At 58.1% G+C, this 11,298-nt stretch carries 8 protein-coding genes; 7 read left to right on the forward strand and 1 reads right to left on the reverse strand.

The annotated features are described in order from the left end of the window. Positions 1-44 precede the first annotated feature (44 nt). On the forward strand, positions 45-2,807 hold the full coding sequence (gene polA, locus AUC60_RS19695; RefSeq protein WP_087271457.1) for a DNA polymerase I: 2,763 nt from the start codon (positions 45-47) through the stop codon (positions 2,805-2,807). 285 nt (positions 2,808-3,092) lie between these two features. Here the strand turns inward: polA and yihA are convergent, their stop codons facing one another. After that, the gene (gene yihA / locus AUC60_RS19700) at positions 3,093-3,728 is read right to left on the reverse strand and encodes a ribosome biogenesis GTP-binding protein YihA/YsxC (protein WP_087271460.1); all 636 of its coding nucleotides are present in this window, start codon (positions 3,726-3,728) and stop codon (positions 3,093-3,095) included. 352 nt (positions 3,729-4,080) lie between these two features. Here yihA and AUC60_RS19705 point away from each other — a divergent pair, with 352 nt between their 5' ends. From AUC60_RS19705 to AUC60_RS19730, 6 genes are all read left to right on the forward strand, one after another. Further along, positions 4,081-4,710 (forward strand): c-type cytochrome, encoded by a 630-nt coding sequence (locus AUC60_RS19705; RefSeq protein ID WP_087271464.1) that lies wholly within the window; start codon positions 4,081-4,083, stop codon positions 4,708-4,710. Positions 4,711-4,993: 283 nt separating this feature from the next. Continuing rightward, entirely contained in the window at positions 4,994-5,626 is a 633-nt protein-coding gene (locus AUC60_RS19710; protein ID WP_087271467.1) for a thiol:disulfide interchange protein DsbA/DsbL, read from the forward strand. A gap of 12 nt (positions 5,627-5,638) precedes the next feature. Continuing rightward, the gene (locus AUC60_RS19715; RefSeq protein WP_087271470.1) at positions 5,639-6,511 is read left to right on the forward strand and encodes an endonuclease/exonuclease/phosphatase family protein; all 873 of its coding nucleotides are present in this window, start codon (positions 5,639-5,641) and stop codon (positions 6,509-6,511) included. Further along, entirely contained in the window at positions 6,508-8,595 is a 2,088-nt protein-coding gene (locus AUC60_RS19720) for a GGDEF domain-containing protein (protein ID WP_087271473.1), read from the forward strand. Before AUC60_RS19715 ends, AUC60_RS19720 begins: the two co-directional genes overlap by 4 nt. A gap of 79 nt (positions 8,596-8,674) precedes the next feature. Further along, positions 8,675-9,451 carry an N-acetylmuramoyl-L-alanine amidase gene (locus AUC60_RS19725; protein ID WP_087271738.1) on the forward strand — a complete coding sequence of 259 codons (777 nt, stop codon included), beginning with the start codon at positions 8,675-8,677 and terminating at the stop codon, positions 9,449-9,451. Between the two features lie 89 nt (positions 9,452-9,540). Then, positions 9,541-11,160 (forward strand): EAL domain-containing protein, encoded by a 1,620-nt coding sequence (locus AUC60_RS19730; RefSeq protein WP_087271476.1) that lies wholly within the window; start codon positions 9,541-9,543, stop codon positions 11,158-11,160. Positions 11,161-11,298: the final 138 nt, after the last annotated feature.

The raw sequence follows: 11,298 nt of genomic DNA on the forward strand, positions 1-11,298 counted from the left end.
CTCGCATTCTAGCGCCGACCCCGCCGAAAAGGTTGATTCTGCTCATGAGCCAAGCTCCCCTCGTCCTGGTGGACGGTTCTTCTTACCTGTACCGCGCTTTTCACGCGCTGCCGCCGCTCGCCACGTCCAAGGGTTTGCCCACGGGTGCCGTGAAAGGCGTGCTGAATATGCTCAAAAGCCTGCGTCGGCAATACCCCGACAGTCCGTTCGCAGTAGTGTTCGACGCCAAAGGCGGCACATTCCGTGACGACCTGTACGCCGAGTACAAAGCCAACCGGCCAAGCATGCCGGACGATTTGCGCGTGCAGATCGATCTGCTGCACGCCTGTGTGAAAGGTTTGGGTTACCCGTTACTGTGCGTTGACGGGGTCGAAGCTGACGACGTGATTGGCACACTGGCGCGCAGCAGTGCAGCGGCGGACCGACCGGTAATCATTTCCACCGGCGACAAGGACATGGCGCAGTTGGTCGACGGCCACATCACGCTGGTCAACACCATGACCGGCAGCGTCCAGGACGTGGCGGGCGTGAAAGAGAAGTTCGGCGTCGGCCCTGAGCACATCATCGATTACCTCGCACTGATGGGCGACAAGGTCGATAACATCCCAGGCGTGCCAGGTGTTGGCGAAAAGACCGCCGTAGGCCTGTTGGTCGGTGTGGGCGGCGGCCTGAAAGAGCTGTACGAAAACCTCGAAATGGTCGCGACGCTGCCTATTCGTGGCGCGAAGAACCTGGCGGCCAAGCTCGAAGAGCACCGCGCCATGGCATTCCTGTCGTATGAGCTGGCGACGATCAAGATCGACGTGCCGCTGGATATCGAACTGGATCAACTGCACTGCACCGAGCCTGATCGTGAAGCGCTGCTAGAGCTGTACGCCGAGCTGGAATTCAAAAGCTGGATCGAAGAACTGCACCGTGACGCCAAGCGTGTCGGTCTGGAAATCGCTATCGAAGAAGCCCCGGCTCCGGCAGAGTCCCGCTACGAAACCATCCTGGAGCAGGACCAGCTCGACGTCTGGCTGAAGAAGCTCAACGACGCCAAGCTGGTGGCATTCGTGACCCAGAGCAATGGCCTGGACGCCCAGCGTGCGCAACTGGTGGGCTTGTCGTTTGCTGTTCAGACCCACGAAGCCGCGTACATCCCGCTGACCCACTCGTACATGGGGGTTCCGCAGCAGCTGGACCGCGACCATGTCCTCAAGCAGCTCAAGCCGCTGCTGGAAGACCCGAGCAAAATCAAAGTCGGTCAGCACGCCAAGTTCGATATCAATATCCTCGCGAACTGCGCCATCGACGGTGATCAGAGCCAGGGCATTGCGGTTCAGGGGCTGCTCTACGACACCATGCTGGAATCCTATGTGTTGGATTCCACCGCGACCCGTCATGACCGCGAAAGCCTGGCGCTGAAATACCTGGGCCATGCCGCCGGAAATATTCAGGACATCGCTGGCAAGGGCGTGAAGCAACTCACATTCGACCAGATTTCACTGGAGTTGGCCGCGCAGTACGCTGCCCAGGAAGCGGACATAACGTTACGCCTGCACGAAGCGCTTCAGGCGAAGCTCACTGCCATTCCAAGCCTGTTGCCGGTACTCAACGATATCGAGATGCCATTGGTGCCGGTGCTGGCAGGCATCGAGCGGCAAGGTGCGTTGGTAGACGCCAAGCTGCTTGGCATTCAAAGCGTCGAGCTGGGCGACAAGATGGTCGCTCTTGAGCGCGAGGCGTTCGAGATTGCCGGGGAGGAGTTCAATCTGGGCTCGCCCAAGCAACTGGGTGTGATTCTCTACGAAAAACTCGGCATGCCGATCCTGAGCAAGACTGCCAAGGGGCAAGCGTCGACCGCTGAAGCGGTGCTGGCTGAACTGGCCGAGCAAGGCTTCCCGCTGCCAACGGTGTTGATGAAATACCGCTCTATGAGCAAGCTCAAGAGCACTTACACCGACCGCCTGCCGGAGCAGATCAACCCGCGTACGGGTCGTATTCACACGTCCTATCATCAAGCGGTGGCAGTGACCGGGCGCCTTTCTTCCAGTGACCCGAACCTGCAGAACATCCCGATCCGTACCGCAGAAGGGCGTCGTATTCGTCAGGCTTTTGTAGCGCCCAAGGGCTACAAGCTGTTGGCGGCGGACTACTCGCAGATCGAGCTGCGCATCATGGCTCACCTGGCCAAGGATGAAGGCTTGTTGCACGCGTTCCGTAATGATCTGGACGTTCACCGGGCAACGGCCGCAGAAGTTTTCGGCGTCGAGCTCGAAGCGGTAACGACTGACATGCGTCGCAGCGCCAAGGCGATCAACTTCGGTCTGATTTACGGCATGAGCGCTTTCGGTCTGGCCAAGCAGATCGGTGTTGATCGCAAACAGTCCCAAGCCTATGTGGATCGCTATTTCGCCCGTTATCCAGGCGTGCTCGATTACATGGAGCGCACCCGTACGCAGGCGGCTGAGCAGGGTTTCGTTGAGACCATTTTTGGCCGTCGCCTGTATTTGCCAGACATCAACGCCAAGAACCAGGCTCTGCGCAAAGGCGCCGAGCGCATGGCGATCAACGCGCCTATGCAGGGCACGGCGGCAGACATCATCAAGAAGGCTATGGTGGCGGTAAATGGCTGGCTGCAAGAGTCCGGGCTGGACGCCAGAGTGATCCTGCAAGTACACGATGAATTGGTGCTGGAGGTTCGTGAAGATCTGGTTGAACAGATCAGCGAGCAGATCCGTCCGCACATGAGTGGCGCGGCACAGCTGGATGTTCCGCTATTGGTGGAAGTTGGTGTCGGCAACAACTGGGACGAGGCGCACTGATCAAGGTGCTAAACCCGGGCAAGCATGCGGTGTCCTGTGGGAGCCGGGCTTGCCCGCGATGAACGATAATGCGGTGTACCAGACGGACCGTTCGGAGAATTTCCTCCGGCCAGGAACTTACGCCTCGAAAAGCCAGTCAGAGAACTCGATTGGCTGCGAAGCCAGTCATGCTCCTAGTTGTGTTAAGTGTTGGCAGATATCCGGCTTCCCTCCCTGGAAGTCTGGAACTTGAACCCCGAACTTCCCCTCCCCCATATGAAGTCCGGGGTTTTTTTTGCCTGCGATTTACTCGGCAGGTGCCTTGTCTTCCAGCTCCATCCAGCCTGCAAGCACGGTATAGGCCTCTTCCAGACCCATACGCTTGGGTGCCGAGAACAGCTGGATAGTGACGGCATCGCCCCAGCCCTTGCGGATTTCTGACTGAACCTTGAGCAGCGTGTTCTTGGCTGCGCCGTAAGTCAGCTTGTCGGCTTTGGTCAGCAGAATGTGCATCGGCATGTGGCTGGCGATCGACCAGTCCAGCATCAGGATGTCGAAGTCCGTCATCGGGTGACGGATGTCCATCATCAGAATCAGACCTTTCAGGCTTTCCCGGCTGCCCAGATAAGCTTCAAGGTGACGCTGCCAGTGTTGCTTGAGCGGAATTGGCACCTTGGCGTAGCCGTAACCCGGCAGGTCGACCAGACGCCGCTCATCGTCCAGTTTGAAGAAGTTCAGCAGCTGAGTACGACCTGGCGTCTTCGATGTACGGGCCAGGCTGGCGTGGGTCAGCGTGTTCAGAGCGCTGGACTTGCCCGCGTTGGAACGCCCTGCGAAGGCCACTTCAAAGCCTTCGTCGTCCGGGCATTGGTCGACTTTGGCTGCGCTGAGCATGAAGGTTGCCTGTTGGCACAAGCCGAGGATGGGATTCTTGAGTTGCATGTGATTTCCGGTGAGAGCGGTGCCAGCAAGGGGTGCGGCAAGAGGTGTCGTTTCCGTTTCAGTGAGGCCAGTATATAATTACCGCAGATTTTGTGTGTGCTTTGTCCCGGTCACCGGGAGCTACATCAGCCAAGCGAGAACTATAAGCGCATTAGAACGCAGTCCGCTTTTAACCTGAAAGGGTTGCTGAGTATGAAGGCTTTGGAGCCGCCTGTGTTCAGGAGTTCAAAGCGATGCCGTCGCGTGGATTGTGCAGGGACCGCAATAGCGGGGATTCGTGAACCTTCATCCGTCTGGATGAGCGAGTCCACCTCTATATAACTATTCACCTTTAGCCGATTTGGATTACCTGATGAACAAAATTTTCTTGAGGCTGCTGTTGGCCCTGCCGTTGAGCTTGGCCGTCTGCAGTACGGCTCAGGCGGCTGAAAAGGTAGTCGGCGACGCGGCTGCTGGCCAGGCCAAAACCGTAGTTTGTGGTGCTTGTCATGGCCCTGATGGTAACAGTCTGGCACCAAACTTCCCCAAACTGGCAGGCCAGGGCGAACGTTATCTACTTAAGCAATTGCATGAAATCAAAGACGGCAAACGCGTCGTGCTGGAAATGACCGGCTTGCTGGCCAGTCTCAATGAACAGGACCTGAACGACATCGCCGCGTTTTACGCCAGCCAGAAAGGTACTATCGGTGCAGCTGACGAAAATCTGGTCGCTCGCGGTGAAGCGCTATTCCGAGGCGGCAATTTGAGTGAAGGCATGCCGGCTTGCACCGGGTGTCATTCGCCCAATGGCGTAGGCAACGAACAAGCAGGGTTCCCGCATCTGGGCGGGCAGCATGCTGATTACATCAAGAAGCAGCTTGTGGCCTTCCGCGAAGGTGAACGCACCAATGATGGCGACACCATGGTCATGCGCTCCATTGCTGCGAAGTTGAGCAACAAGGATATCGAAGCGCTTTCGCAGTACATTCAGGGGCTTCATTGATGGCTGATCCTGTCGGAGCCGCCCGGACCAGCGCGGCTCCCACAGAATCATTGATTACGTGGGCCGGAATTGCCTCGCATGAAGCGCCACTGCCCAGATACTGAAACACCTCGTTACCGTTCTTCGCGGGCAGGCTGGGCTCGAACAGATTTTCAACTCAAAAAGGGTGGCTTCGGCCACCCTTTTTTGCTCTTGCCAGCGTTACACTAGCGAACTCGCGCCTTGTCGATCGGTCCAAGCCCGGTCGTTGCAAGGCGACTCAAATCAGCCTCAGGAGTAAAGCATGCGTAATCTGATCCTCAGCGCCGCACTGGTTGCCGCCAGTCTGTTCGGTATCACGGCACAAGCTGCCGAGCCTATCGAAGCCGGTAAGCAGTACACCGTGCTGAGCAGCGCTGTTCCTGTTTCCGAGCCAGGCAAGATCGAAGTCGTGGAAATGTTCTGGTACGGCTGCCCGCACTGCTACGCATTCGAGCCGACCATCAACCCATGGGTTGAGAAACTGCCAGCCGACGTTCACTTCGTCCGCATCCCTGCCATGTTCGGCGGCCCTTGGGACGCACACGGTCAACTGTTCATTACCCTGGACACCATGGGTGTAGAGCACAAGGTTCACGCTGCGGTATTCGACGCGATCCAGAAAGGCGGCAAGCGTCTGACCGACAAAAATGACATGGCCGAGTTCGTGGCTACCCAAGGTGTCGACAAGGACGAGTTCCTGAAAACCTTCGACTCTTTCGCTGTGAAGGGCAAGATCGCCCAGTACAAAGAACTGGCCAAGAAGTATGAAATCACGGGTGTACCGACCATGATCGTCAACGGCAAGTACCGCTTCGATCTGGGTTCTGCCGGTGGTCCTGAGCAGACTCTGCAAGTAGCCGATCAGCTCATCGCCAAAGAGCGAGCGGCCAAGTAAGCAGCGCCTGCCATGCGGCGCAGGAAAGAAGCACGAAGCGTTGGCCTGCATGATCCGCGGGTCAACGAAGATCACCTGCAAGCCAGTGGTCTGCCGGCTGATGGCCGGCTTCGCTTGCTCAGCTTCAACATCCAGGTCGGTATCAGCACCGGTCGCTATGGGCATTACGTCACCCGCAGCTGGCAGCACTTGCTGCCACACGTGGGGCGGGCCAGCAATCTACAGAAGATAGGTGACTTGCTGGGCGACTTTGATCTGGTCGCCCTGCAGGAAGCCGATGGCGGCAGTCTGCGCTCTGGCTACGTCAATCAAGTCGAACACCTGGCCCAGCTTGGCGCCTTCCCTTACTGGTATCAGCAGCTCAATCGCAACCTTGGTCGTTTCGGTCAGCACAGCAATGGTGTGCTCAGCCGTTTGCGCCCATGGGCCATCGAGGATCACCCGCTGCCGGGACCTGCCGGGCGCGGTGCGATTCTGCTCCGCTTCGGTGAAGGTGAAGATGCGCTGGTCGTTGTGATGATGCACCTTGCCCTGGGGGCTCGCACCCGTACACGCCAACTGGCGTATATCCGGGAATTGATCGGTGGTTTTCGTCATCAGGTATTGATGGGCGACATGAACACTCATGCGCTCGACCTGCTTGAAAACTCGCCGTTACGTGACTTGGGGCTGCTGGCGCCGCAAGTTGAAGCGACATTTCCGAGTTGGCGGCCACAGCGCTGCCTTGATCATATTCTGCTCAGTCCTACACTCACTCTGGAACGGGTTCAGGTACTGGCTCAGCCAATCTCTGATCATTTACCCGTTGCAGTAGAGATCCGCCTGCCTGCTTCATTGAGTGGCGACTCGCTGCCCGTTATCAGTCATCGCGGATCCCCTGAATGAGCGACGAAGCAGAACGCTGGCGAGAGAAGTACCTCAAAGGCATCGAACAACAGGACAAACTCGAAAAACGCTGGAATGCCCGTCTCGACCTGTTACGCCGCGGTCTGGTGCGCAGCAGTCTGGCGGCCGAGGGCTCGGATAGGGCTGTCGACCAGTGCATGAAGGAAATGCGCGAAATCGTCCGTAAGGACGACATGGACGCAGGCCTTGCCGCTTTGATTCCAAAGCTGGAAAAAGCGGTACTGGATTCGGAGCAGCGCCGCGAAGAGCGTGCTGCTCAGGTGAGTAGCGCATTGGTGTCGCTGGTCACGCAGCTGCAGTCTCTGCAACTGCCCAAGGACGTACGCAAACCCCTCAAACGTTTCGCCAAGGATCTGGAAGAGCGTGCCTCCCAGGCGCGGGAGCTGCCTCTATTGCTGGGGGAGTTAAGCGGCCTGCAGGGCCAGGCCCTGACCGTAATAGAGCGTCCAGAGGAGCCGCATCGTCCGGGTTTGTTGCAGCGTCTTTTTGGCGGACATGAAACAAGCGATGCCGCTGTCAAAGCGGCTGACGCAACTGTGGCCCCGGCTGCTGACGCAGAGTCGGGAGCCGAGCGTGCGCCGACTCCGCTAGAGGTCGATGACTGGGAAGAGCCCGTCGACGCAGCGAAACGAGCGGAAGCCGACACTGTTCCACCAGTCGTTGCGGTGACAGTCCCTCAGGAAGCACCGCCTCCAGTGACTTCTGCGCTGCAAGTCCAGCAGCCAGGCGTGTCGAGCCCATTGATTGAACCGACGGTCGTTGCTGTGGCGGTGGCGCCGGCGCAACCTGTTCCTGTTCCTGTTCCTGTTCCTGAGCCGCAAACGCCTGCCGCGGCCGCCGCTGCTCCTGCGGATCAAGTCGCTCCGCTTCAGGACTTGCTCACGCCAACCCCCGCAGTGCCTTACGAATATGCGCCGGAGCCGCCTGCAGCCGCAGTCGTTGAAGACGATGTGGCGCAAGAGTCAGAGCCTGGTGATGAGGATGCGGTTTACGCGTTGCCGAGTTCACCCGAGCCCAGTTACAGCTCGGTGGCAGCGCACATCGAAGACACCCTGTTGGGTCTGCTGAATGACATGACCCTGCCGGAGCACCATCGCCCGCAAGCCGAGGCGATGCGTTTGCGCCTTGAACATGGGTTGAACTGGTACGAACTGTTGCCCATCCTCGACGATCTTGCGGTCTTGATGTTGGCAATCACTGACAGTGGTCAGCATGAGTTCGAGGTTTACCTAAAACAACTCAATGAGCGCCTGGAGTCTTTCCAGAGCAACCTTCAGGCTGCCAGTGAGGATTATGTCGGTCAGCAGACTGCCTCGCGTGAGCTGAACAATGAGCTGCGCCTGCAAGTAGACGGCTTACAAAACAGTGTTCAGGACGCGGCCGATTTACCTAGTCTGAAGAAGGTCCTGGAAGACCGCCTGGAAGGCTTGCTGGGCACCATGGATCAGCACCAGAAAGCCCGTGATGAGCGTGAGCAGGACGTTGCGGCGCGTCTGCAGAGTCTCGCCAGTCGAGTCGCAACCATGGAGCAAGAAGCGCTTGGCTTCAGGGCCAATCTTGAAGAACAGCGACAAAAGGCTTTGATCGATCCACTGACCGGCTTACCCAATCGGGCGGCGTGGGAAGAGCGTCTTGGGCATGAAATGGCCCTCTGGCAAAAGAATAAAACCAATCTGCTGGTCTGCATTCTGGATCTGGATCACTTCAAGCGCATTAACGATGGTTATGGACACCTGGCCGGTGATCGGGTCCTCAAGATCGTGGGCAAGGTGCTGAAAAAGCAGCTGCGCTCCACGGATTTCATTGCTCGCTTCGGGGGGGAGGAGTTTGTGATTCTGCTCCCGGCAACTCAAGTAACAGCCGGCCTGGCTTTGCTTGAGCAGTTGCGAGCCGCTGTCGAGCAGTGTCCTTTCCACTTCAAAAGCGAGCCAGTTACGATCACTGTGTCTACCGGCGTGACCGCGTTACGTCCTGGCGAGCGCAGTGATGTGGCTCTCAAACGCGCTGATCAGGCTTTGTACCGTGCCAAGGAAAACGGTCGAAACCGTATTGAACAGGGCTGACGTTGATCTCCCGGCCATGAGCGTTGTCACTGGAGTGCGTTATGCTCCGTTCTTTTATTGCCTAAGTGTTCAGGTTTTCATGAAGCTTTTTTTATCTGCCCTGCTACTCATTACGTTGACCGCTTGCACCAGCGGGCCACGACTCGACACCAGTCATCCCTCGGTGAATTACGACAACCGCGTGCAGTTTGTCGTGGTGCATTACACCTCGGCGACGCTAGAGCGCTCCCTTGAGTTGTTGACCCACGGCGAGGTCAGCGCGCATTACCTGATTGGTGATACGCCGCCGACCATCTACAAGCTCGTCGATGAGAGCGCCCGAGCGTGGCACGCGGGTGAAAGTGAGTGGGATGGGCGTACCTGGCTGAACTCTGCGTCTATCGGCATCGAAATCGTCAATCCTGGCTACCGCGACACACCGACAGGCAGGCTTTGGTATCCGTACACCGAAGGCCAGATTCAGGCGTTGATCGTACTGCTCAAGGACATCGTCAAGCGTAACCATATCGACCCGCGTCACATCATCGGCCATAGCGATATTGCACCGGCGCGCAAGCTTGATCCGGGTCCGCTGTTCCCGTGGAAGCGGCTGGCGCAGGAAGGTCTGGGTGTCTGGCCGGACGAGCGTCTGGTGGCGGAGCAACAGGCATTGATGCTCGATAGCGTGCCGGACATTGCCTGGTTTCAGCAGCAGCTTGCTCGAGTGGGTTACACCACACCGCAGACCGGTGAGCTGGATGTCGCGACTCGAGATGTGTTGGCCGCCTTTCAGATGCATTATCGGCCCGCACGTTTTGACGGACAGCCCGATGTGCAGAGTGCGGCAATCCTGAAGGTGCTCAACCGCCAGCGCTAATTGCACTAAATCGTTGCCGCAGCCCCAATCAGACGGGCTATTTGCGCGCTTGTTGCTATACCTAGAGGGTTTCCTCCGGATATCAACTGATGCGCGATGCGGCAACACCCTTTCGCATGACCCTCTTTCGTCCTTGGCTGATGGCTTTGCTCGCCGCCTTGCTAAGCGCGGCTGTGTTGCTGGTGGGCAGCTTCGCATTGGCTGTGCATCAGGCGCGACAGAACGAAAGTGAGCAGATGAGTGCCCAGGGCGGGCGTTTTCTGGTGCGGATGGAGCAACTGTTTGGTCAGTTGCGCGCAGGGCTTGATCAGCTCGATGCGCAGCCTTTGCGTCGCTGCGGTCCGCAGATGGTCGACCGATTACGTCAAGTGACCTCCAGCTATCGATTCATTTATGAAGCTGCGTTTGTAGGCGACCTCACAGTTTGCACCAGCAGCTCGCGCCCCAGTCATCTCGGTCAGCCTCGTGAGCCGGATATTCGCGGGCCCACCTACGATTATTGGCTCAATACCTCCGCCCAGCCTGATGACAACCTTGCAGCGCTGGTGCTTGGGCTCGGGGGCTTCCGGGTTTCAACCTCCCGAGGGCATTTGACCGATGTGGTGGACCTGCCCAGTGGCGGCAGCTTGTTGGTCGTGCTGAATCACGGTGCCAAAGCGGTGACGGTGCTCGGGCCTGATCAGTCCTGGCCACCCAGCGTCCCTTGGTCGTCGACCAGCGCTCAAAAACTGATGATCACCGACACACGACTGATCTATCGCATGCCGACCGAAAGTCCCGAATATCAGCTCGTGATGATTGCGCCACGCGCTGGCCTTCAGGAGAAAGTAACCGGCGCCTGGTGGTTGTTGGTTCCTGCAAGTTTGCTGATTGCCTTGTGTATGGGAGGGCTGGTGTTACAGCTGGTGCGCCAGAAGCAGTCATTGGGTGGGGAGTTGCAGGGAGCATTAAGGCGCGGTGAATTGAAGGTGCTCTTTCAGCCGATCTTTGATCTGCAGACGCGTCTGTGTGTGGGGGCCGAAGCCCTGGTTCGCTGGCGCAGGCCGGATGGCACGCTGACCAGCCCGGATCTGTTTATTCCGTTGGCAGAAAATACAGGTCAAATCCGGCAGATCACGGATTTCGTTTTGCAGCAGTTGCTTGAACAGTTGGGGCCGCTGCTGCGCGCCAACCCGCAGCTCTACATTTCCGTGAACCTGGCGGCGTGCGATGTGATGGCGCCGCGTATCGGACGGGTTACAGCCAAACTGCTGGCTGTGCATAAGGTTTCAGCCCGGCAGATTGCCTTTGAAGTGACCGAGCGTGGGCTGATCGACGTTGTGATTGCGCGCAATCACTTGCAGGCCTTGCGCGACAGGGGGCACCAAGTGCTGATTGATGATTTCGGCACAGGCTATTGCAGTCTGGCTTATCTGCAAACGCTGCCTGTGGATTGTCTGAAAATCGATAAGGCTTTTATCGATGCTCTGGGGCATGACGCAGCCAGCAGCGGGGTGGCGCCGCACATCATCCGGATGGCTCATGCGTTGCAATTGCGGGTTATTGCCGAAGGCATTGAGTTTGAGTCTCAGGCTCGGCTGTTAATGAGTGAGGGTGTGAAATACGGCCAGGGCTGGCTGTTCGCCAGGCCGCTGAGCGCTCATAAATTCAGCGAACTGGTCACCGGCGGGCGCCGTAGCCAAGGGCGGCGGGCCGAGGATGTGGCGTAACGGTGAAGTGTATTTCCTGTAGGAGATAGCGCTTGCCCTGAAACAGCGTGTCGCGAAGCATATTGGACCTGTATGAGCGCACGAGCACCGCGAGGCCGCGATCGCGGTGTATCAGACAGACCGCCATCGCGGCCTCGC

The sequence above is a fragment of the Pseudomonas caspiana genome (assembly GCF_002158995.1).
GTDB lineage: Bacteria > Pseudomonadota > Gammaproteobacteria > Pseudomonadales > Pseudomonadaceae > Aquipseudomonas > Aquipseudomonas caspiana.

Bases quoted from the DNA above. Each gene is read 5' to 3' on its own strand.
- AUC60_RS19720 (WP_087271473.1), top strand. From the start codon at position 6,508: ATGAGCGACGAAGCAGAACGCTGGCGAGAGAAGTACCTCAAAGGCATC.
- AUC60_RS19730 (WP_087271476.1), top strand. From the start codon at position 9,541: ATGCGCGATGCGGCAACACCCTTTCGCATGACCCTCTTTCGTCCTTGG.
- AUC60_RS19715 (WP_087271470.1), top strand. From the start codon at position 5,639: ATGCGGCGCAGGAAAGAAGCACGAAGCGTTGGCCTGCATGATCCGCGG.
- AUC60_RS19725 (WP_087271738.1), top strand. From the start codon at position 8,675: ATGAAGCTTTTTTTATCTGCCCTGCTACTCATTACGTTGACCGCTTGC.
- yihA (WP_087271460.1), bottom strand. From the start codon at position 3,728: ATGCAACTCAAGAATCCCATCCTCGGCTTGTGCCAACAGGCAACCTTC.
- AUC60_RS19705 (WP_087271464.1), top strand. From the start codon at position 4,081: ATGAACAAAATTTTCTTGAGGCTGCTGTTGGCCCTGCCGTTGAGCTTG.
- AUC60_RS19710 (WP_087271467.1), top strand. From the start codon at position 4,994: ATGCGTAATCTGATCCTCAGCGCCGCACTGGTTGCCGCCAGTCTGTTC.
- polA (WP_087271457.1), top strand. From the start codon at position 45: ATGAGCCAAGCTCCCCTCGTCCTGGTGGACGGTTCTTCTTACCTGTAC.